Raw genomic sequence first — 22,142 nt, 5'->3', positions numbered from 1 at the left:
TCAGTAATAAACGTGAAAGATAACAACTCCCCGCGTACCTAACAAGGGATTGCGGCTATTTATAAATGGAAAAATGAGCTGAAGCAGCTATCTCCTGTTCCATATTTCCCAGGCTTTCAAAGCCTGAAGTTCCAGCATTTTCTGCCCGTTAAGCACGGTGGCCCCACGAGATTCGGCCAGCTGCATCAATGCGGTTTTTGAAGGGTTGTAGATTAGGTCGAAAAGCAGGTGCCGCGAACCTATATGCTGCACAGGAAGGGCCGGAAATTCTTCGATTTTTGGATGGGTGCCCAGTGGCGTAGTATTGACGATCACCGTATATGTTGCAAGAATTTCTTTAGAAAGATTTTCATAAGAAATGGCATTTTTGGAAGGTGACCGGGAAACAAATCTTGTGTTTATGTTCAAAGACTTCAGGGCGTAATCAATTGCTTTGGAAGCACCGCCGGTACCGAGGATAAGTGCATTTTGATGATGTGGCTTCAGGTGAGGTTTAAGGGCTTCAGTAAAGCCGAAATAATCGGTGTTGTAGCCAGTTAACCTGCCATCTTCGTTGATCTTAATAGTGTTTACAGCACCTATTTCCCGGGCCACCGGGTCCAGAGCATCCAAAAATGGGAAAATGACCTCCTTGTATGGAATGGTTACATTAAGGCCTTTGAGTTCGGGGTTGTTGGTAACAACTTCTGGAAATTCCTTGATGTCCTGCAGATCGAAATTTTCATAAACAGCGGCAATACCTTCCCGATCAAATTTTTCAGAAAAAAACTTCCGCGAGAAAGAATAAGAAATGTTGCGACCTACCAGCCCAAATTTATGCATAAGATTTTCTGTTTTTAAGTTCGGCAATGGCCAGCCAAAGAACCAGGAGAGTTCCCGCTATTATAAAGAAAATTGCAATCCAGGTACTAAGCTCATCGAGTTGCGGAATATACCTGTCGTAATTATCTATGATCTTGTTACCTTTTTGGTCAAGTAGAAAAACACCTTCGGTATCCCTACGGAATTCAGCTTCTTTCCAGGGCCACACAACTCCCAGGGAACCCGTGATAAAGCCAATGATAACTGCAAATGTGGCGTTTTTATAGTGCTTCAGCAGGTAGCCTAAGATATGGGATAGAGAGACGAGCCCCGTAATTGACCCGGCTGTAAATACGAGCAACACCTCAAGCAGGCGCAACCTGTCTTCATTATTGAGAAACGAAAAATCCAGCTGAAAAATTTCAGATAAAGTGAGGTAAAGAGCGTTTACAGAATCTACCAGGAGCAGTACGTAATTGCCCAAAAGAATAAGAATAAAGGAACCTGATAGACCGGGTAACGTCATCCCCGAGACCCCGACAATTCCGCAGAAAAATACAAACCACAGGTTGTCATTTTGCGCGGCAGGTTCAAGAAAACTAATGCTCACCCCGGCAATGATACCGAGTAGCATAAAACCTATATTACGTTGGTTCCACTCCTCGAAATCCTTGCTTATGTAGTAGATCGAGCCCAGGATCATCCCAAAAAAGGAGGCCCAGACGTAGAGTTCATAGTGTGTGATTAAGTAATCCAGCAAAAGGGATACAGAAAAATAACTTATCACCATCCCCAGGATGAGCAGGGAAAGAAAGCGACCGTTTGTGTAATACCACAGGCTGCGAAACCTTCCGTTTACAATAAGTTTGAGGGAATTTATATTGAAGCGCCGCAGGGAAAAAATGAATTCCTCGTAAAAACCTCCAACAAATGCGACCATTCCTCCGGAAACTCCGGGGACTTTATTTGCGGCACCCATCAAGATGCCTTTGATGACCAGAAATACTTTATCGCTATACGTTCGGGTTTGCTGCATTTTCCTGCACCGGCTTTTTTTCTGCGAGGCCCTCTAAGATAAGAATAAGGGCAAACCCTGCAAGCATAAGAACCATTGCCGGTAGGGTATGAGGTTCTGCTTCAAAATTCCACGGCATTACAGATTCGTCTCTAAGGGTAATTATCTTATCCCCAATTCTTACTGTTTCCAGTTGCAGCTTCCATGGCCAGATCTTGTTTAAAGAACCGGCAATAAAACCTGTCAACGTAGCGAGGGTAAGGGTGCTGTAATTCGCGAAAAGCCATTTGAGCAGTCGGGAAAAGGAAAGCAGTCCAAAAATAGCTCCAAGTCCTACAATGCCCAGGATCTTCAGGTCAAATTCGTGAGCGGCTTCACTAACAGTTTTATATGCGCCTAATAGCACCAAAATAAACGCTCCCGAAATTCCCGGCAGTATCATGGCGCAAATTGCGATTGCCCCGGCAAAGAATAGATAGAGATCACTTGCGGCTGCGGTTAGCGGAGGCAGGGAAGTAATGTAAAGAGCCACCCCGGCACCAATGACCAGAAAGAGAAAGACATTAAAAGTCCATTTCTTGATCTGTTTGGCCACATAGTACACACTTGCCAGGACCAATCCAAAAAAGAAAGACCAGATGAGGATTGGATGTTCTTCAAGCAAATAATTGGTAAGGCGCATCACCGTAAAGATGCTGAACAGAATACCGCCTAACAGAGCTACAATGAAGTTCCCGTTGAGCTCTGTCCACATGGCTTTGAAGCCGTCCTTCTTCCAGGTCTGCAAAAGCCCGATCTTTACACCGCTAATGGTAGAAATGAGCTCTTCATATATGCCCGAAATAAAAGCTATGGTACCACCGGAAACTCCGGGAACCACATCTGCGGCTCCCATAGCCATTCCTTTTGCCGTAAGAATAAGGTAATCTTTAAAACTTCTACGCATTGTCTAATTTTGAAGTGCGCAAAGTTAAAGAATTAACTGCAAGATTTAAGGTGCATTTTTATTTTCTCCTTCACCGATTTTCTCGCGAAAATTGAAGGGAAAAGCTCCTCAATGATGATATAATATTCAGAATCCATCTTGAGTGCATTATTGAGGTGTGTATTACCCTTTTCAGGTTCGTGTAGCATAAAATACAGGCCGGCAAGACGGTATTCTATCTCGGCTGTTTCAGGATAGAATTCTACAGCCTGTAACAGGTTTTGTACTGCAGCTTCAAACTCTCCAAGGTTAATAAGAACATCGCATCGTTTGACCCAGGTTTCCAATTCGTAGTTTCCCAGTTCAAGAGTCCTGCGGTAACCTCTTTCGGCCTCCTCAAGTTGCTCTAATTTGTTATTGATGCGGGCATACCTTTTCCAGTACAATACATTTTCGCTGTCAATGTTGATAGCTTTATTGATATAGTAAAGGGCTTTACGATGGTTTCCTTTTTTGTAAAAGAAGTCGGTGATGGCAATCCATCCTTTATCCAACAAGGGATCTTCATGAACCGTTTGGCGGTAATTCTTTAACGCCAATTCATCCAGTCCCAGTTTTTCGTAGCATTTTCCAATCCTTAAATAAGCAAAGGAGGTTGGGTCATCGAGATCCATTGTAATGGTATAGTTCTCAATGGCTTCATTATACCTCCCCAGTTTTTCCAGCACCTTTCCTTTTTCAAGGTATGCGCCTATAAAAGTATCGTCACTAATGATCGCAAATTCATAGGCAGATAATGCCTTTACATAATTTTTAAGATCGAAATATTGTTTTCCCAGCTGGTGCCAACCCACTTCAGAGTATGGGTTCCCGTCCAGGAAGTTGGTAAGATAATCTATGGCTCCCTGTTTCTGTTCAAGAAAATCAAAACAATACATGATGTTGTACAGGGCCGAGTAATCTTCCTCATCGGCTTCCAGGCACTTCATGAAGTTCTGTTTTGCATTTTCAAAATCTTCCAGGAACAGGTACTCCATTCCCAGCAGGGAATAGACATCGGCTTCATCATACGTCATTTCGAGAGCGACCTCAAGCATGTGAATAGCTTCCTGGTGCTGGTCCTTTTTGGATAGTATATTGGCCTTTTGGATATAGACTTCCTCGTTGGAGGGTTCCAGATCATAGATTTCATTCAGTATTTCTTCGGCCTGGTCAAGCTTGTCTTCAAATACAAGGATCTCTACCCTGAGTAATTTAAGGTTTACCGAGGTAGGGTGTTGTGAAAGTCCCAGTCTAACAGCTTTCTTGGCAAGGGCAATTTTTCCATTCTCTAAATAGAAATGAATTATACTTTCAAACTCCTCGGAGTCAAAAAATAAGACATCATTTGTCTTCAGCATCGATTCAAAACGAGTAAGGGAGAAATTGTTTTCTTCGTTATGGCTTAATAGCATAAGCAGTTTTTACTGATTTCTACAGTATTAAAGTTATAAATGTTCTACAGCGACTGTGGTAAAGTACAAATTTGTTGTTAACAAAGTAATTAACACCACAGGTTTACTGCAATAAAGAGTCTAATGTTTCAATAATTATGCCGCAACCTTTTTTTATCTCTTCCATTGTGATTGTTAGCGGTGGAGTGATCCTTACGGCCCTTCCTTCGAAAAGTAACCAGAACAAAATTAGGCCTTTATTCTGAGCCTTAATCACCAATTCGTTCACTATTTCTTCTGAAGTCAAGATTGGTGCCAGCATTAATCCGCGACCCCGAATTTCTGAAATCAAAGGGTGCACCAATAATTTCCTGAATAATTGCTCTTTTTGAAGGGTTTGTTCAATAAGATCACTTTCTGTCAATTCCTGAAGCGTCGCCAATGCTGCTGCTGCTATAACGGGGTTCCCTCCAAAAGTAGTAATATGGCCCATTTTGGGATTGTCACTCAAAGTATCCATTATTGCTGAAGAGGATGTAAAGGCTCCTATCGGCATTCCGCCACCCATACCTTTTCCCATCACAACAATATCGGGCACCATATCAAAATTCTCAAATCCAAAGAGTTTGCCGGTACGGCCAAAACCCGGCTGAATTTCATCCAGAATAAGCAGAGCGCCTACTTCTTCACACCTGGCTTTTACTTTTTTGAGGTAATCATTTTGCGGCTGAATAAATCCCGCCCCACCCTGAATACTTTCCAGGATCACTCCCGCGGTATGTTCTGTGATATTCTGCAGGTCTTCCTCACTGTTGAACTCTATCCACGAAACGTCTCCAATTAACGGGCGAAATGGTTTTTGGCGCTCCTCAAAGGTCATTAGACTTAAAGATCCCATGGTATTTCCATGATAGGCGCTTTTTGCCGCAATTATTCCGGTTCTTCCCGTATAACGGCGGGCCAGTTTTAAGGCGCCTTCAATAGCTTCGGTACCCGAATTTGTAAGGTATGTTTTTTCCAATGGTGCAGGGAGTTGAGAGGCCAGCAACTTACATAGGTCAACTGCCGGGCCTTGTGCATATTCCCCATACACCATTACGTGAAGGTATTTTTCTGCCTGCTGCTTTATTGCATTTACAACCCTGGGATGGCAGTGACCAAGAGTGCAGGCTGAAACGCCTGCCACAAAGTCCAGGTAACTTTTTCCAGCGGGATCATAAATGTAAGAACCGGAAGCATGGGAAACCTCCAGCGCCAACGGAAAAGGCGATGTTTGCGCCTGATATTTCAAAAAATCCTGTTTCAAATCTTTATTCTTTTTTGGGAAATTTTCCTGCGGCAGGGGAGATGGTATCCTGCTTTTTTATCATGCGTGGCATTTGGCCCGAACCCGGTTGCACAGTGTCCTGAACGGGAAGACTGTCGATTTCCTCCTGCCTTAAAAGTGGTTCTGGTTGAGCAGCTTTTTTGTTGGTGCCGGAAATTGTGTCAGAAGGTCTTTCCTGAAGATCTGTTTCTTTTAAACGACTTTTCTCGTTGAGCAGCGGCCCGTTTTCGGGTTCGTTGTCGAAAAAGTTCTCTTCTTCTTCGGGCAGCGGAATTCCTTCAATTTTCACCGCCTCATAATGGGGATCGTCAGCGAAGAGATCCTCTACAGAAAGGGGGCGTTCTTCACCCCGCCAGTTAAAACCTTTGAGGGTGCGGTCCCTCTCGGGCAATTCACTTTCGGGGTAGAGAATTCCATCGATTTGATTATAATAAAAAACATCTGTTACCTGCTGCTCTTCAAGGAAAACTGAAATCGAGCTGGAAAGGGTTTTATTGATCCCAATCAACTCTCCGGGATCATCCCTCATGTAATAGAGCGTCTCGGTATTCTTGACCAAATCCACCTGCTCCAAACTGTTGTCATTGAATTTGCCGTACATCTGTAATCCCTTCAGCTGATTGTAACCACTAATGCTGTCCTTTTGAATCATAAAAGCATTGTCGAAAACCTTGAGCGAATCCATTTCTTCGGTCTCTACATTGGTGAGCAAATGAATGGTGTCTCCCGTGAGCTGGTTGTTCTCTGACCAGATCACCGGTTGCCCTAGCATTTGTGTAAGCCCGGTTCTTTCCCGCACATGAATGGAATCACTCTTGCCGCTCATGTTGCTTTTAAACATACGAACATCATAAAATCCCCGTATCACCCTGTCCTCTGCTTTTCCTGTGACCATCAAAGTATCGGCGTGGATGTAGATCGAATCCTGTTCCTGTGCGCTTACGGCTACGGCGCGTTTGGTTATGAATACCGAATCTTTCTCCCGGAAAACTTCGGCATAATGTCCGCGAATTACACTTTCATTTATGGTGTCTGTAACTTTGATATTATTGGTAGCCGAAGCAAAATTTGTGTTTCGGTTAAAGTACAGGCTATCCCCCTCTAAAATGCGGTTTTCATAGTCAATTCTGGAATTCTTTACAAAATAGCCTGTGTCCCCGCGGGTGTCATAGTAACCTCTTTCAGCATAAATTGTGGACTGGTCACTCTTGATGGTAGTGGGGCCATAGAAATAAGCACCTCCGGTTTCAGAATAAAAGTCGAGGTGGTTTGAAGTGAGCACATAATCGGGATTGGTGATTACTACTTCAGATGCGAAGGTGTATTTTTCATCTTCCAGATAGTACCTTCCAATTCGGCTTTTTAGAACACTGGCAGTATCACGTATTGTTCCTCCACTGCGGTAATAAGCCTGTTGTTTTTCCCGATCAAAGAAAAGCGTATCTGTTTCCAGGCTCGTTTGCGGGTTGCGCATGAAAACATTTCCGCTGGCAAATGCAAAACGTGTATTTCCGTTGTATTCTGCATACTGGCTGGTCATGGTGATGGTATCCCCCTGCTCCATACGTACATTTCCATAGGCCTTAAAGAAGTTCTCTTCGGCATAATGAATCGCCTGGTCTGCCCAGACCTCGATTCCCTGGTGGATGAAATGCACCTGTTCGTTCACTTTGCTAAGGATAAAAGCCCCTGGATATTTTTCCTCATTCTTTAAGGTGCGCTCACTCTCGTACCTAATCTTCTTACCCTCCTGGGCATAACTATTTGGTCCCAATGTAAAAAGGACTGCGAAAAGGCATAAGATCTGGACGTACTTCACCAAAAGAAATTTGCTTCAAAAGTAGTGAATTCTGAAGGAAATTGGCGGCAGCGGGAAATCTTTTAAGGATGGGATTATCAGCTTCTTCTATAGCAGTAAATTTTTCCTGAAAAGAAAGTTTACAGCACTAAGTGCGGGCGCTTATAAGCTGAGGCATTCCTTTTTATTTTCCTTTTTAAAAGAACCAATTATTAACAGAAAGGCCGCAATTGTAACCGAAACATCTGCCATATTAAAAACACCGGTATGAAGAGGTCCTAATTTTAGAAACATAAAATCTGTTACCGAATTATACAGGACACGATCAATAATATTCCCTATTCCTCCTCCAATGAAAAATGTAAATGCAACGAAATTAAGCTTTGAAATATTTTCACTTTTGTACAAATAATAACATAAGTAAATCAACACGAGAACTGGCATTAGCTGAAAAATGAATAGCTTGACAGTAGGATGAAAATTTGATCCGAAGCTTAATGCAGCCCCTGTATTTTCAACTTTTGTTAAAATGAAATTATCCTTAACTACTTCAATTCTTTCGTGAGGATTTATATTTTCCCGAACTTCTTTTTTTGTGATTTGATCACAGCTAATATTGGAAATTATTAGGATTAGCCCGACTAAGATCGTTGTTAATCGTCTTGTATGCATCTGGTTTATATTGAGCTTGTCAATTTCTATTTATTTCCCCTTGTAACCTAAACAATATCTCGCTTAAGGTCTGAGTCTTTTTGAATTTTAGCATCTAAATTACTCCCGTAATTTCCTCGTCCTTAATCAAATTTGTTCAACAAAATCTTTAAAGACTTTTTTATGATGTTCAAGATCCAAATTGGGAGACAATGATACCCTGGCGATATAATCTTTATCGTCTTCTTTGGTCGTTCCCTGTGTTGATGTCGCAGGAATAGTCCAGTAACATCCTTTTAACTGTCCATAGCTCACACAATACTTGCTCTCATTCGGGATTTCATTGATCATCATATCGATCAATTTTTGATTCAATTTCCTTTTATAAGCTTCTCTTTCTTCATCTGTTTCTCCTTTTGTTGGAAGATCCAATGAAAATACAGAGGGAGTAAATCCTGCCTGAGCCAATTCTTCCGAAACAAAATTGATCTTCGCCGTTGGTAAGGTCTCCCTGATGAAGTTTACAAATTCACGGGTATTTCTGTAAGCATCTTTAATCCTTTGATTCATTGAAGGCAATTGCTCTGCTAATAATTGAACCTGAAGCCCTGTAGCCTCGTTATCACAAAGTACCAGGTGCTTTTCGATCTTCTCCAATAAGGCTTCGGCCTTATCATTAACTACACAATAACCGGCAGTACATTTTCCTCCACTTGGAAATTTTGATCCACTAACATAGGAAATTGTTCTTATGTTGGAGAGTATTCCATCTTTAGCCAGAAATTGAACGTTGGGACAAAAGGTTTGATCTAAAATGAAAACCGGATCAATGGCAACTTCACCTGTTGCACTTTTACGTGCTTTACTTAAAACATCTTTCAATTTTTCCAGATCTGGAACTTCGACTCTTGGATTTGTTGGAATTTCGGCGATGATATAAGGGACAGCATTTTCTTTAGCGATCCTGTCCAATACAGTGTCAATACTTTGAACCATATCATTGTCACCATCAACAGGCAGGTCCACTACTTCAACATTATCAATACATGCAGCAACCCGTCTTGCCTGGTCGTTCGTTCCACCGTAACAATTTGGGGGAACAATAAATTTGATGTCTTTGCCTTTATGCTTTTCAAGTGCATCATCAATAAGGCCCATCATGATAGCATACTGGATAGATAATCCACTAGAAGCAAGTAAAGCCTTTGTGTTGGTGCCGGTGATCTTTTTAATTGACTCTATAACCTTAACCTTATTTGCCTCAATAGTATTTTCCTGCCGGTTAGCAGTAGATTTTCCTACTAACTGCTGCAAGGCAGAAAATGAATCGGCAGGGGTCATTGCAATAGTTTCTCTTCTCCTTACATGCTGTATTTCTGAAATATAGCTCTCATTTTGCTCGCCATTTACCAGTAAAATGCTTCCCAGGTGAGAGTGGACACTAATAAAAAAGTCGACATGTGAATTAAGCTCAACTTTACCTATTTCATCCTGCGGGGAGATGTAAATAGTACTTCCGTCATATCCCGATATTTCTTCCAGGTTCTCAACTTTCTTTAATTCAAAATTATAACCGTAAACACGCTTTAGGGCTTCAGGATCAAAAAATTCGGGTAATTCTCCTGTATAACATATCTGGGTATTCTTGTTTTCCAACAGGTTCTTTCTAAGGACCGCCAGAACGGGAACCGTCCTTGATGAGATACTAATGACATTTTCCGGCTTTAGGCCATTTAATTCTGCAATTGTCCATTCGAGAATTGAAGATAACGGATGACCCAACCGGATATAATCAAAGGCGGTTGGTAACTCACTTAGTGCTGATGTTTCAGAATTATTGGAACTATACAAATATTCAAACCGGTCTAAAAATTGAGTTTTTGCCAGCTTTTCATCATAAATGTCCAATCGATGGGTTGTTAGCCTCAACCAGTCAGTAGGCATATTTTCTAAGACATTTTCAATATAATTCAGCACTTTATTCTCTTTCATAGCTTTAATTTTTGACAGGCCGGCAAGATAAAGGAATTAGGTCTATTTTTTAAATTTTACAGCTGTATTGTTGGGCTATTTCTAAGATCCAAAATAATTTTTGAAGTTGTGAAACTGAAGGACCTTGATAGGCTTGAAGAGATTAATGCTAAACTTAAAGCTGAGTTTGTTTTTTGTAAGTATGTTTCCTGTTCGGAAAGAGAATTCTTAAGATTTTACTTCAGGTTCACCTGAATTTTGATCAACGAAGTGGTAATATTTCAGAATTTATTAAAATTTCTGAAACTTTTCTTAGCTAGAATAAGGTTTTGGGATTACCTTCAAGCTGCTGCACGTCTTCAGCGGCAAAAATAAGGTGTTCCAAAAATGCCTTTTTTGGAGTCCTCTTCAGAACAGAATTTACACTTCGGCGGGTCTACCTTTTTTTTCTCCAAACCTGTCCAGTTCCCTGATCTCTTCTTTGTAATCTGACGGGAGGAGCAGGGATTTTATGAAGTAATCCATTTTAAAATTTCGGCTCGCTTTGTAGGCAGTCAAAGCCGGTGGGATGACTGCATTGGGTTTTAGGTCGAGCAACTCCTTTACCCTCGAAGGACAAACCAACTCCTGTACCTGCATGAGAAACCAGTAACGAACTGGACCGAGATGCTTGCGATACTGCAAGTAGAGATCTACACTGTATTCGCCTTTTTCTAGGTCGCGGTACAAATGTTCTTTCCGGTCGGGCAGCCAGTCCCTGTAGTTTACCGGAAGATCCTTGATTCCCATTTCCAGGCCAATACGGTAAAAAACATTAAAGACTTCCTCTTTTTCGGCTTCAGTAAGTTTGTGTTCCAGCAGTTCATAGGCACGAATGGAATACCCAATGAGCATATACAGCACATCGCGGTAAGCCCATTGGGGGATTTGGCTGCCGCGCTTGTTCTCCACATTAGCATGCACAGTATTGATGCTGTTAATCGCCGCCAGCGCATCCTTTTTTGGCAGGAAAACGATCTGCCTCGCATAAGATACGGTGGAGAACAACCTCCCCAGAGGATCGGCAGGGAGTCTTCCGGTAAAGTAGAGCCAGTCCACGGCCTTGTTGAGAGCAAATTCGGCAGAGGCACCGGCAAAAATGAAAAGAATGGTATCACTCTTTCCCCATATCTTACGCACTATCGAATCTTCATCAACAAAATATTCCATTAGCTTAAACTTTTCATTTTAGAAGGATTATGCAATAATCCCGCCATTGCCAGTCCAAATTTTGCTCTTTCAGCAGTAGGTCTTCAGCTAATTTACAGACCGTACATTTCCCCCAGGTCGCTCACCCCAAGTGTAAACCAGAAGATCACCAGTGCAAAGACTAACAGAGCGGCAAAAGGAATTGAAATACCAAACTTCCGCCTAAAAAACCTTTCTACGGGAGGGAAGAAAAGCAGCGAAAACAAGACATAAGTGAGCCCTGGGACAGGATGGATCAAAATGAGGTTCAGAATTCCAAGGGTAAAAATGATCAATCCCAGAAACCAGCTCACAGTTTCGGATATACTAATTCTATTTTTCATAATGATTGATTGTAATAAATTAACTACCGGCGAATGGCGTTCCGAAAATGCCCACGGCAAGTTCGGCCCAGACCAGGAAAAGTACCCCAAGTACAATAGCCGCATAAATGATACGCTTTTCTGTAGTTCTTACTTTTTTGAAGATAAGATCAATAATGAATGCGGTGCCAAAGAGTAAAATTCCCATAACAACAAAGTCCAGAAGTCCCCAATCAACTTCCGAAGTGAAGATCATCCCTACCAACGGCAGGAGTAAAATTAAGGCTGCAGTAAGCATTAGTCCTGTAAGTCTTGTAATTTTCATAATGATTGTTTTTAAAGGTTGATATTTAGGTTTAGGTAAAACTGAATAATAAAGGAAAAAGAAAAACAACAATGAGCAGCCATATCACATAAACAGGTATGTAACCGGCTATGGAGCGCTCCAGTTGAGCAGAGGTTCCTTTTCCTGAAGCTGTTTTATAAAGGTTGGTAGCCACCAGCAATAGATGCGTGAGGATCAAAATATTTGCGCCCATCACGGCCAGCCTGTTGGGCGTAATTCCCCACGCTGCAATACGGAACATGATTGCCGAAAGAGCTATACCGTTTACAATGATGGTAACTACAGAAAGCAGGAACAACATCCATTTCTCAAGGTGGGTATTTTCTGAAGCCCCCGCGACCGAAAAGAAGATGATCGCCATTACCCCGATGAGCAGCACATTGAAAACCAGCAAAAAGTCTCTGTCATTGTAAGGATCTCCTCCTGCAAAAAGCATGGCTGCCAGATAGATCACCAGCATGACGAGCACCAGCGGACAAAAGATCCTGGCGATCACCGGTGAAACCTTTCCCACCAGTTGCGGGTTCTTCTGAATTAGATAGTTACCTATGATGGGTGCCGCGGGGAGCCCAAATATTACTACATTCCTGAAATAGAAATCTTCAATATTTAAACCGATAGCCGAAAATAAACCTATGGTTACCCCGGTCATAATTCCGCCGGCAATGAGGATAAGGCCAGTAATGATCAACAGGTCGCCATTGTAGCTTAAAAATGAAAGTCGGCGCGAGTTGTTACTAAGATCATTTCCCACAAAAGCTGAACCCAGGAGTATCCAAAGCAATAAAGGCAGGTGGATACAAATGAGAATAAAAATATCATTTTCGGGAGAGGAGGCAGGGTAGAGATTGATATAGAGGAGGCAGGCGATGAAAACAGCTCCAATTGTTACAATCCTCTTTAGGTTGAGCTCACTTTTCCAGGCAAAATAGGCCGTAAGCAACGGAAGGAAAATAAAACCAATATTCCGTGGATAAAAGAAGTCCTCGCTTACTCCTAAGAGATGCGGGATTTTGGCTATAAGACCGGCCAAAAGGGCAGAAGAAAGAACGAACAGGATCTCCTTACGGCTTCCCCAGCTTACTTCTTCTTTCTCAAAATTAAGTCTCTCATACCAGAATTGCGCCAGCGAACTTCCCTGGATCTCGGTATAAACCGAATTGAAATCCCGCCTGAATTCGCTTTTGTTGCTCCGGTAATACCTTTCCAATTGCCCCGGATCATTAATTGCAGCTAAGATGTTTTCTTTCATGACTTCGGGTTTTAGGTCTAATTCCACAGAGTTCCGGCGAGTCCGAAAACACTTCCCAGCCAAAGAATGACCACATATCCCACCAGGCTCAGAACAATGCCAAGCCCCCTGTAGATGCCTCCTTCTCGCCTCATTAGGTGCATGAAATCGGCAAAAGCACCTCCAATTCCCCCGGCAATAGAGGTCACCACAATTGGCCGTATTTTCCAGTATTTTGGCCATTCGGGATCGGGATTGTCTACCCCCATTACAAAAAGGGTAATGAGGACAAAAGCGAAGGCTGCCCCTATGAGGATCCTCCTTGACAGGGCTGCGGTAAAGCTGTTCTTAAATAGATGTGTGCTGGATTCCATAATGAGTTAATTAAGTGAATGTTATAATTTTAAAGAGTACTTTGAAATTCAAAGTAGATGTATAAAAAAATTATTTTTGTGACTTTATTAAATTTTCCAGTGCTGCCAGGTGTTCCTCAAAAGCTTTTCTTCCCTGTTTTGTCATGGTGTATCTCGTATTAGGTTTTCTATCGATGAAAGACTTTGTCACAGCAACAAATTTTTCTTTTTCAAGAGCTTTTAAATGACTTGCCAGGTTCCCATCGGTCACGTTGAGATAATCTTTTAGCGATGAGAAATCCAGCGTATCATTTACAGCCAGGGCAGACATAATTCCCAGCCTAATCCTGCTCTCAAATGCCTTATGCAAACCATCTATAGATATTTTCACCTTTCGTACTTATAGTTCACATAGATCCCATAAATAATATGCATCACCCCAAATCCAAAGGCCCAAAACAGGAGACTATATTCGGTAAAGAAGGCTCCAAACAATCCGAGCACCATTTGAATAAAACCCAGATATTTTACATCCTCATAAGTGAACTTACTTGCATTGTATAGACCTATCCCGTAAAATATCAGTGTAACCGGGGCCATCAACATGATGAGCCCTTTTGCTAAAAAGACCAGGGCTAGCAAACCACCGGCCACAAGGGGAACCGCCATATTAGCCAGCATCCTTTTGGCGGCAGGATTCCACACTCTTTCCCCTTTCCTTCTGGCTTTGTTTACCGAAAATGCCACGGCAGTGGAGACTGCGAGGAGGAGCACCACTGTCCCTATGAGCAGCAGGTCCCACACGTTCTCGCCTGAAGGTATCCCGTAAACCAGTGCTTCGGTATCATCAAAGATATTGAAGGCCAGGTAAGCTCCTGCCAAAGCGTAGAGCCCTGCCAGGACCCCCGATATTCCGCTAAGAGAGAGGAACTTGGTGGAGCGTTCCATAATGGATCGTATCTCCCTAAGGTCCTGCATGTAATCTTCTTCTTTTCTCTTCATTTAGAAAGTACTTTGCAATTCAAAGTTAATAATTTAATTTTTGTGTGCAAAAATTTTTTTTGGTGCAGTAAAAAATAATGCCCATGGTGCAAAACTTTTTTTCTACTCGATCAGAAGATCTTGACGTTAATTTTCCAGAAGCTAATTTGAATTTCATGTTTTCAATTCATTTTCCGGCTCCTTTTGGGCAGGGGTAAAACAGAAAATGGCACTGGATCGATTTGTAAAACCTATATAATTTATGTTCATCCCTTTTCTATTGATGAGGTAGCTATTTCTCTTCAGGAAAAATAACCATAATTACAAGCCAATCATCAACCTGAACTTGTTTCAGGTTCTAAAATGAGGTGGAAAGATCAATCTAAGATTTTGAAATAAATTCAGAATGATGTTTGATAGCCAAATGTCTCAATTAGAGATGAAGAAGGTTTTCTTTCTAATAACAAAAAAAGGTGTTGCTCTCGCAACACCTTTTAAAAATGACATTTTTGGAACCTCTTAAAGCTCGATGGTCTGAAGCCTGTCGGGACCTACAGACACGATCTTTATCGGGATCTCAAGTTCTTTTTCAATAAATGATATGTACTCTTTAAGCTCTTGTGGCAATTCATCTGGTGATGAAAGCTGAGTAAGATCTTTTTCCCAACCTTTAAAATGTGTGTATATAGGAGTTACATTTTCATGCTCTATATTATATGGTAGGTGAGTGATCTCTTCTCCACGATAATTATAGGCGGTACATATTTTAAGAGTGTCAAAGCCACTCAAAACATCAGCTTTCATCATGATAAGCTGAGTAACCCCGCTTACCTGCACGGCATATTTAAGGGCCACCATGTCAAGCCATCCGCAGCGGCGGGCTCTTCCTGTAGTTGCGCCAAATTCTTTTCCCACACGTCCCATAGTTTCACCGTCTTCATCAAAAAGCTCGGTAGGGAAGGGGCCGCTACCTACACGGGTCGTGTAAGCTTTAAAAATCCCGAAGACTTCCTTGATCTGTCCTGGAGCTACACCCAAACCGGTACAGGCTCCTGCCGCTGTAGTATTGGAAGAAGTAACGAAAGGATAGGTTCCAAAGTCGATATCGAGCAATGATCCCTGTGCACCTTCGGCCAGGATGGATTTTCCGTTTTTCTGAGCCTGGTACAAATATTCCTCGCTGTCTATGAACTGCAGGGATTTAAGGGTTTCGATTGCCTTAAAGAATTCCGATTCCAGCTCCCCCAGGTCGTATTGTATATCAACATTGTAGAAGCTTATCATAGCTTCATGCTTATCGGCAAGGTTGCGGTATTTTTCTTTCCAGTCGCTTAGCTCAAGGTCGCCAACACGAATTCCATTCCTGCCGGTCTTGTCCATATAAGTTGGACCAATTCCTTTAAGGGTGGAACCAATTTTCGCTTTTCCTTTTGAAGCTTCACTTGCTGCATCCAGCAAGCGATGCGTAGGCAGGATCAAATGTGCTTTCCTGGAAATGATAAGTTTTTTCGTGTAATCAACTCCCGACTTGGTTAAGTTGTCAAGTTCCCTCTTGAAGATTACCGGGTCTATTACAACGCCGTTCCCAACAAGATTAATAGCATTTGCATGAAAGATGCCCGAGGGAATTGTGTGAAGCACGTGTTTTTGGCCATCAAACTCTAAAGTATGTCCTGCGTTTGGGCCTCCCTGGAAGCGGGCGATGATGTCATATTGTTTGGTAAATACATCTACTATTTTTCCTTTTCCTTCATCTCCCCATTGTAATCCAAGAAGTAAGTCTACTGCCATAAAATTCAGGTTATTCGGTTGTTTTTTTGTTTCCGTAAAAATATAAAGAATGTGTGCTTATTTCGATATCAAAGACCTCCTCAATGGTTTGTTTGATCGACTGAATACGTGGATCGCAAAATTCTATTACTTCCCCGGTGTCGGTTAAGATAATATGATCGTGATTACGGTCAAAATAAGATTTTTCGTACTGAGCCTGATTGTTTCCAAACTGATGTTTTCGCACAAGGCCACATTCCAGAAGAAGTTCAATGGTATTATACAGAGTCGCCCGGCTTACCCTGTACTTTTTATTTTTCATTTTGATGTACAGAGACTCTATGTCAAAATGTTCATCACTGTTATAGATCTCCTGCAGAATGGCAAAACGTTCGGGAGTTTTGCGATGTCCTTTCTCCTCCAGGTATTTTGTAAAGACATTTTTTACAACAGCCTGGTCGTTTTTACTAATAGATTTCTTGCTCATATTATGGGTGCAAAGGTATAAGATTATTCACGTGAGACCTTATCTATACCGTTTATTTTTTTAAGGTGCTCCATTAATTTTTTAAGGATAATGTTATTCTTAACGACCACGGTTATCCTGCCGGTAAATATCCCGTCTCTACTGTCAAAATTAATGTTTTTAATGTTGACATTCATATTACTGGAGATTTCCCGGGTCACATCGTTAACAAGTCCAATGTTGTCTATACCCGTCAATTTTATAACTACCTTAAACTCTTCCTGCGTTGAATCTTTCCACTTTGCCTGTATAATCCTGTAGGCAAAATTACTCTGTAGCTGTATGGCATTGGGACAATCTTTTTTGTGGACTTTTATACCTTCACTTACCGTTATAAATCCAAAGACATTGTCTCCGGGAATGGGATTACAACAGTTCGCAAGTTTATAATCAAGCACCTCTTCATCACGACCAAAAACAAGTTGATCATATTTTGCCGTGATTTCATCTCTGTCAATATCCTCAACAGTATTGGGTTTTCTTATCTTGTTTTTAAAGAAACTTACCAGGGCATTACTTCTGGAAGCGGCATAGTCTTTTAATTTTTGGTTATCAATAATACCGGCTCCAACCCTGTAAAATAGATCCAGGCTTGTCTTTAATTTGAAAAATATGACCAGCTCGTTTACCGTTTTCTCATTGAACGGTATCTTTTGTGCCCGCAGTTTTCTTGTGAGAATAGCCTTCCCTTCTTCGGCAATATCCTTTTTTTCCTCTTTAAGAGAAGATTTGATCTTGGCGCGGGCCCGTGCCGTAGTTGCATAATCCAGCCAGTTGGAATTGGGTTTGGCTTTTTCTGAAGTTATTATCTCCACCTGGTCCCCGCTGTTAAGCGTAGTACTAAGTGGAACCAATTTCCCATTAACTCGTGCTCCCCGGGTACGTAATCCAACTTCTGTGTGAATACTGAAAGCAAAATCCAACGGGGTCGCTCCCTTGGGAAGAGATTTTAATTCCCCCTGTGGCGTAAAAACGAAAATCTCCTTTGAATAGAGGTTAAGTTTAAATTGTTCTACAAAATCTACAGCATTGACTTCTGAATTTTCCAGTGCCTCCTGAAGTTTGTTCACCCATTCCTCCAGTCCATCTTCCCCGTTTCCCTGTTTATATTTATAATGGGCCGCATAACCTTTCTCGGCGATCTCATTCATGCGTTCACTTCTAATTTGCACCTCTACCCATCGGCCTTTTGGTCCCATTACGGTTATGTGCAGGGCTTCATATCCGGTAGATTTTGGAGAGGATATCCAGTCCCGAAGACGGGTTGGATTAGGTCGAAAGTGGTCTGTAACTATAGAATAGATCTTCCAGGCCAGGAACTTTTCATTGGCAGGATCACTGCCATAGATAATCCTAACGGCAAATTTATCGTAGACCTCATCAAAAGTGACATTTTGATTCTTCATTTTTCGCCTGATGGAGAAAATGGATTTAGGCCGTCCCTTGATGGTGTACTTCATGTTTTCTTTATCCAGGGAGTCCTTGATCACCTGGGTAAATTCATCAATATATTTATCCTGCTGTTCTTTACTCTCTCGTATTTTTTGCAGGATTTCGTTGTACACTTCCGGTTCTGTATATTTAAGACCCAGGTCCTCAAGTTCGGTTTTGATGTTGTACAGGCCAATCCGGTGGGCGAGGGGAGCGTAGATATAGAGGGTTTCTGAAGCTATTTTCTCCTGCTTGTCTGTGCGCATGGAATCCATCGTCTGCATATTATGCAGGCGGTCGGCGATCTTGATGATTATTACCCTTACGTCATCGTTCAGGGTAAGCAGCATCTTTCTGAAGTTCTCTGCCTGTAAAGAAACATCCTTGTCGTGCTCAAGGTGTGAGATCTTGGTCAAACCATCAACAATACGAGCTACAGTCTCTCCAAACATGCTTCTAATGTCCTCAAGAGAATAGCTGGTATCTTCAACCACATCGTGAAGCAGGGCAGCAGCAATAGAGGTCGCATCTAATCCAATTTCTGAAGCCACGATCTTGGCCACAGCAATAGGATGAAAAATATAAGCCTCCCCCGATTTTCTTCGCTGGTCCTTATGAGCGTCTACCGCCACATCAAAAGCCTTCCGAATTAATTTTTTGTCTTCTTCGGATAGAGTTTGGTAGCTAATGCGCAGCAGTTTCTTGTATTGCTGGGCAATCTCCTTGTTTTCTTTTTCTATAGCAGCTTCCGTCATCATGAATTAAAATTACAATTAAGATTGAAAAAAGGCAATTTAATTAGCCCAGCAAATTCCTGAAACGTTTGTACAGTGGTGGATGAGAATAATGTACAAAAACATATGCGGGGTGCGGGGTAAGATTGCTCAGGCTGTTTTTTGACAGTTTCTTTAAACCAGTAATCAAAGGTTGTGCCTTATACGTATGCTTTGCAAAATTATCGGCCTGGTATTCAAACTTTCGGGAGAGGTAGTTCATGATGATCCCTGTAATTTCCGAAATTGGGCTGTACAGGATCCCAAAGGCAACAAGACCAATATGAAAACCAGGTTTTTCCACACCCAGTGCTGCTGAAAGGAGCGGGTTTCCAATAAAAAGGGAAAGGATCCAGAGGGTTAGTCCGGTGGTAAGTATACTAATGATGAGGTTGATGATAATGTGGTTTTTCTTGTAATGTCCCACTTCATGGGCCAGTACTGCTACAATCTCCTCTTCTTCAAGATCATTAATAAGAGTATCATAGAGGGTCACCCTCTTCTCATTCCCAAAGCCTGAAAAATAAGCGTTTGCTTTCGTACTTCTTTTAGAACCGTCGATCACAAAGATCTTCTCCAGGGTAAATCCTTCTTTTTGTGCATAAGCTTCAATCTTATCCCGAAGAGAACCTTCAGGAAGGGGAGTCTGCTTATTGAATAACGGAACTATAAGCCTTGCGTAAAACATGTTTAGGAAAATGCTAAAAAGTGCTACGAGTATCCATGCATACCACCAAAAATCATCTTCCGCAAATTGATAGAACCACACAATAAGTGCAAGAATTCCGCCACCAAGTATGATCATCATTCCCCAGCTTTTTAATTTGTCAAAAAAGAATGTTTTAGGAGTTGTTTTATTAAATCCAAACCGTTCTTCAATTACAAAAGTGTGGTACCAGGAGAAGGGAAGTGAAAGCAGGTCGCTTCCAATCATGATGATCCCAAAAAAAATAAGCGCAATCACTATGGCATTATCTGAAACCGATCTCGCAATATCATCAACAAAATCAAAGCCATCAAGGAAAAGAAAAAGTAAAAGAACGACTACAGAAAATGTTGAGGAAACAATCCCGAATTTGTAGTTCGCCTTCTTATATCGCTGTGATTTTTCATACTCTTCTTCATCAAACACATCCTGTAGGGTATCGGGCACAGGATCATTATAATGCTTTGCATTCAATGCATCCAGCACCTTGTCAATTAGAAAATCTATAAGAATTATTCCAACTATGATGAAAAAGAGAGTACTTGCGGTCAATTTTTTATTATTTTAAAAAGCTAATATAAGCAGAATCTGTCTTGGAGAGGCAAGAAGAAAAAGTGTTCAGTGGTCACTGCTCAGTGATCAGAAAAATTTGCCACGAATTCACAAATTATTTTTTTCGCAACCCGCAACCCGCAACCCGCAACCCGCAACAATAAATCTTGAATTTAAATTTAAAACCCGGAATCACGCTTCAGCGCCTTTGCCTCTTAGCCAGTTAACTTGTTCCGGGATGCCTGAAAGGCGCAGGCGGAGGAGCAATTGAGTTAACGATCATTATCCTGTAGTTCTCATGGTAGCAGGATGTCTGGAATTAATTAAATTTTTCTTAAACCGTCCCCTCCTCCGGAGGGGTGCCTGGAAGGCGGGGTGGGTTTTGCTTCATGAAAAATTCTCTAAAATATAAATTTTCAGGTGTTCCATTACCAGTTCAACATCCGTCATAACTTCAGTTGTTGTTATTCTCCACACCTGAAGTCCCAGGTTCTTCAAGTAAGTTTCCCGGCGTTCATCATATTGGTGCTTGTTATTATGACTGGAACCGTCAATTTCTATAACTAAACCAAGGCCTTTAATATAAAAGTCTACGATGTAATTACCTATTACTCTCTGCCGGTCGAAATCAATTTTGTAGAATTTTCCCTTATGAACCTGTTGCCAAATGACAATTTCAGGAAGATTACCCATTTTACGTAAAGCTCTTGCTCTGCCTCTTAAGTTTTTTCTGCAGGTAGGAAAGCAAGTTGCTTGGGTCTAATTGGAATAGAATCAATGAAGGTTAGAATATGTTCGTTACTTCCCACCCCGTCCTTCGGCCACCCCTCCGAGGGAGGGGGCTTTTCAGAAGAAATATTTGATTTCCTTTTAGCCATATCCTAAGATAGTTTTTTTGGTTTTGAATCAGAGATGTCTGAAATAATGGAGAAACCAGTGTCAAGAATCAAGATTTTTAAATGAATTAAGTATTGAATGAAGTGGCCAGAGAACAGAAAAAACACTAGGCCACGAATCCACGAATTATCTTTTTCGCAACCCACAACCCACAACCCACAACCCACAACCCACAACCCACAACCCGCAACCTGCAACCTGCAACAAAAAATTTTAAATTTAAATTTTGAACCCGGAATAGCGCTTCAGCGCCTTTGCCTCTTCGCTTCAAAGATCAAGATCCCCGCTGCTACCGATACATTCATGGAGTCTATTTCCCCTTCCATGGGAATAACAATATTCTTGGTTGTATTTTCCAGCCATTCGTCACTTAGTCCCGTGGCTTCGGTGCCTACAACAATAGCGCTGCCACCGGTGAAATCTGCAGTGTGGTATGGAACAGACGCCTGTAATGCAGCTCCAAAAATGGCTATTTTATGCTGCTTTAAAAATTCAATAATTTCTGAAGTAGTGCCGGTAGCGATCCTGTTGGTGAAGATGCATCCTACACTGCTGCGTATGATGTTTGGGTTAAAGATATCAGTTTTGGGATTCGCTATTAGTACAGCATCTATCGCAGCGGCATCGGCTGTTCGAAGTAAAGCTCCTATATTCCCCGGTTTTTCGGGCGCTTCGGCAACCAGGATAAGCGGATTCTCATTCCTGAATTTCAGCTTGTCCAAGGAAAGTTCTTTAGTTGCTACAATAGCCATTACGCCTTCGGTACTTCCGCGGTAAGCGATCTTCTCATAAACTTCCGCAGAAAGTTTAGTAAGTTCAACTTCCGAAGTCTCGGGATACAGTTCTTTAAGTTTTTCCGCAGGAAAAAGATCGGCATTGTAATAGATTTCCAGCACTTTATAACCGCCCTTTAGAGCCAGGCTAATTTCCCGGACCCCTTCTACAACAAAGGCATTTTCCTTTTTTCGCGCGCGGGCCTTCTCCTGTAGCTGGAGGATCCTTTTTACCGCGGAATTTTGCAAACTGCTTACGAATTTGTGCATGGGGCAAAGATAGAAAACTTGAGGTTGAACGCCGGATTTTCTCCCGGACACCGTTGCTGATT

At 41.8% G+C, this 22,142-nt stretch carries 20 protein-coding genes and 1 pseudogene; all 21 read right to left on the bottom strand.

From position 1 onward, the window contains the following. Positions 1-87: 87 nt before the first annotated feature. The gene (locus OU683_RS09320) at positions 88-822 is read right to left on the bottom strand and encodes a shikimate dehydrogenase family protein (RefSeq protein ID WP_268137516.1); all 735 of its coding nucleotides are present in this window, start codon (positions 820-822) and stop codon (positions 88-90) included. After that, complete coding sequence (locus OU683_RS09315) at positions 815-1,837, bottom strand: DUF368 domain-containing protein (protein ID WP_268137514.1); 1,023 nt, start codon at positions 1,835-1,837, stop codon at positions 815-817. Before OU683_RS09315 ends, OU683_RS09320 begins: the two co-directional genes overlap by 8 nt. Continuing rightward, positions 1,815-2,762, bottom strand: coding sequence for a DUF368 domain-containing protein (locus OU683_RS09310; RefSeq protein ID WP_268137512.1), 948 nt, complete (start codon positions 2,760-2,762; stop codon positions 1,815-1,817). Before OU683_RS09310 ends, OU683_RS09315 begins: the two co-directional genes overlap by 23 nt. Positions 2,763-2,794: 32 nt before the next feature. After that, complete coding sequence (locus OU683_RS09305) at positions 2,795-4,195, bottom strand: tetratricopeptide repeat protein (RefSeq protein WP_268137510.1); 1,401 nt, start codon at positions 4,193-4,195, stop codon at positions 2,795-2,797. A 103-nt stretch (positions 4,196-4,298) separates the two neighbouring features. After that, a complete protein-coding gene (locus OU683_RS09300) occupies positions 4,299-5,480 on the bottom strand; it encodes an aspartate aminotransferase family protein (protein ID WP_268137508.1) in 1,182 nt (393 codons plus the stop codon). A gap of 4 nt (positions 5,481-5,484) precedes the next feature. Beyond that, entirely contained in the window at positions 5,485-7,320 is a 1,836-nt protein-coding gene (locus tag OU683_RS09295; protein WP_268137506.1) for an OstA-like protein, read from the bottom strand. Positions 7,321-7,461: 141 nt separating this feature from the next. Then, a complete protein-coding gene (lspA, locus tag OU683_RS09290; protein WP_268137504.1) occupies positions 7,462-7,971 on the bottom strand; it encodes a signal peptidase II in 510 nt (169 codons plus the stop codon). Positions 7,972-8,097: 126 nt separating this feature from the next. Beyond that, positions 8,098-9,942 carry a PLP-dependent transferase gene (locus tag OU683_RS09285; protein ID WP_268137502.1) on the bottom strand — a complete coding sequence of 615 codons (1,845 nt, stop codon included), beginning with the start codon at positions 9,940-9,942 and terminating at the stop codon, positions 8,098-8,100. Between the two features lie 399 nt (positions 9,943-10,341). Continuing rightward, on the bottom strand, positions 10,342-11,130 hold the full coding sequence (locus OU683_RS09280; RefSeq protein WP_268137500.1) for an oxygenase MpaB family protein: 789 nt from the start codon (positions 11,128-11,130) through the stop codon (positions 10,342-10,344). Positions 11,131-11,222: 92 nt separating this feature from the next. Further along, complete coding sequence (locus OU683_RS09275) at positions 11,223-11,492, bottom strand: hypothetical protein (RefSeq protein WP_268137498.1); 270 nt, start codon at positions 11,490-11,492, stop codon at positions 11,223-11,225. Between the two features lie 19 nt (positions 11,493-11,511). Then, entirely contained in the window at positions 11,512-11,796 is a 285-nt protein-coding gene (locus OU683_RS09270; protein WP_268137496.1) for a hypothetical protein, read from the bottom strand. Positions 11,797-11,827: 31 nt separating this feature from the next. After that, on the bottom strand, positions 11,828-13,069 hold the full coding sequence (locus OU683_RS09265; RefSeq protein WP_268137494.1) for a hypothetical protein: 1,242 nt from the start codon (positions 13,067-13,069) through the stop codon (positions 11,828-11,830). Between the two features lie 17 nt (positions 13,070-13,086). Then, complete coding sequence (locus OU683_RS09260) at positions 13,087-13,422, bottom strand: hypothetical protein (protein WP_268137492.1); 336 nt, start codon at positions 13,420-13,422, stop codon at positions 13,087-13,089. 70 nt (positions 13,423-13,492) lie between these two features. Beyond that, positions 13,493-13,792, bottom strand: coding sequence for a winged helix-turn-helix domain-containing protein (locus tag OU683_RS09255; RefSeq protein WP_268137490.1), 300 nt, complete (start codon positions 13,790-13,792; stop codon positions 13,493-13,495). Then, positions 13,789-14,403 carry a hypothetical protein gene (locus tag OU683_RS09250; protein ID WP_268137488.1) on the bottom strand — a complete coding sequence of 205 codons (615 nt, stop codon included), beginning with the start codon at positions 14,401-14,403 and terminating at the stop codon, positions 13,789-13,791. Before OU683_RS09250 ends, OU683_RS09255 begins: the two co-directional genes overlap by 4 nt. Before the next feature lie 498 nt (positions 14,404-14,901). Next, positions 14,902-16,173 carry an adenylosuccinate synthase gene (locus OU683_RS09245; protein WP_268137486.1) on the bottom strand — a complete coding sequence of 424 codons (1,272 nt, stop codon included), beginning with the start codon at positions 16,171-16,173 and terminating at the stop codon, positions 14,902-14,904. Between the two features lie 10 nt (positions 16,174-16,183). Next, complete coding sequence (locus tag OU683_RS09240; protein WP_228916839.1) at positions 16,184-16,639, bottom strand: Fur family transcriptional regulator; 456 nt, start codon at positions 16,637-16,639, stop codon at positions 16,184-16,186. A 23-nt stretch (positions 16,640-16,662) separates the two neighbouring features. Beyond that, complete coding sequence (locus OU683_RS09235; protein ID WP_268137940.1) at positions 16,663-18,864, bottom strand: RelA/SpoT family protein; 2,202 nt, start codon at positions 18,862-18,864, stop codon at positions 16,663-16,665. Positions 18,865-18,907: 43 nt separating this feature from the next. Then, entirely contained in the window at positions 18,908-20,140 is a 1,233-nt protein-coding gene (locus tag OU683_RS09230; protein ID WP_268137483.1) for a M48 family metallopeptidase, read from the bottom strand. A 387-nt stretch (positions 20,141-20,527) separates the two neighbouring features. Beyond that, positions 20,528-20,854 (bottom strand): annotated as a pseudogene (locus tag OU683_RS09225) (endonuclease domain-containing protein); the annotation flags it as partial. Between the two features lie 428 nt (positions 20,855-21,282). After that, entirely contained in the window at positions 21,283-22,080 is a 798-nt protein-coding gene (locus tag OU683_RS09220) for a TrmH family RNA methyltransferase (protein ID WP_268137481.1), read from the bottom strand. Between the last annotated feature and the right edge of the window lie 62 nt (positions 22,081-22,142).

The sequence above is a fragment of the Salinimicrobium sp. TH3 genome (genome assembly GCF_026676115.1).
Classification (GTDB): domain Bacteria; phylum Bacteroidota; class Bacteroidia; order Flavobacteriales; family Flavobacteriaceae; genus Salinimicrobium.
This window is presented reverse-complemented; position numbering and strand designations above follow the sequence as displayed.

Bases quoted from the DNA above. Each gene is read 5' to 3' on its own strand.
- lspA (WP_268137504.1), bottom strand. From the start codon at position 7,971: ATGCATACAAGACGATTAACAACGATCTTAGTCGGGCTAATCCTAATA.
- OU683_RS09235 (WP_268137940.1), bottom strand. From the start codon at position 18,864: ATGACGGAAGCTGCTATAGAAAAAGAAAACAAGGAGATTGCCCAGCAA.
- OU683_RS09250 (WP_268137488.1), bottom strand. From the start codon at position 14,403: ATGAAGAGAAAAGAAGAAGATTACATGCAGGACCTTAGGGAGATACGA.
- OU683_RS09310 (WP_268137512.1), bottom strand. From the start codon at position 2,762: ATGCGTAGAAGTTTTAAAGATTACCTTATTCTTACGGCAAAAGGAATG.
- OU683_RS09320 (WP_268137516.1), bottom strand. From the start codon at position 822: ATGCATAAATTTGGGCTGGTAGGTCGCAACATTTCTTATTCTTTCTCG.
- OU683_RS09270 (WP_268137496.1), bottom strand. From the start codon at position 11,796: ATGAAAATTACAAGACTTACAGGACTAATGCTTACTGCAGCCTTAATT.
- OU683_RS09275 (WP_268137498.1), bottom strand. From the start codon at position 11,492: ATGAAAAATAGAATTAGTATATCCGAAACTGTGAGCTGGTTTCTGGGA.
- OU683_RS09315 (WP_268137514.1), bottom strand. From the start codon at position 1,837: ATGCAGCAAACCCGAACGTATAGCGATAAAGTATTTCTGGTCATCAAA.
- OU683_RS09220 (WP_268137481.1), bottom strand. From the start codon at position 22,080: ATGCACAAATTCGTAAGCAGTTTGCAAAATTCCGCGGTAAAAAGGATC.
- OU683_RS09265 (WP_268137494.1), bottom strand. From the start codon at position 13,069: ATGAAAGAAAACATCTTAGCTGCAATTAATGATCCGGGGCAATTGGAA.
- OU683_RS09305 (WP_268137510.1), bottom strand. From the start codon at position 4,195: ATGCTATTAAGCCATAACGAAGAAAACAATTTCTCCCTTACTCGTTTT.
- OU683_RS09240 (WP_228916839.1), bottom strand. From the start codon at position 16,639: ATGAGCAAGAAATCTATTAGTAAAAACGACCAGGCTGTTGTAAAAAAT.
- OU683_RS09285 (WP_268137502.1), bottom strand. From the start codon at position 9,942: ATGAAAGAGAATAAAGTGCTGAATTATATTGAAAATGTCTTAGAAAAT.
- OU683_RS09245 (WP_268137486.1), bottom strand. From the start codon at position 16,173: ATGGCAGTAGACTTACTTCTTGGATTACAATGGGGAGATGAAGGAAAA.
- OU683_RS09260 (WP_268137492.1), bottom strand. From the start codon at position 13,422: ATGGAATCCAGCACACATCTATTTAAGAACAGCTTTACCGCAGCCCTG.
- OU683_RS09280 (WP_268137500.1), bottom strand. From the start codon at position 11,130: ATGGAATATTTTGTTGATGAAGATTCGATAGTGCGTAAGATATGGGGA.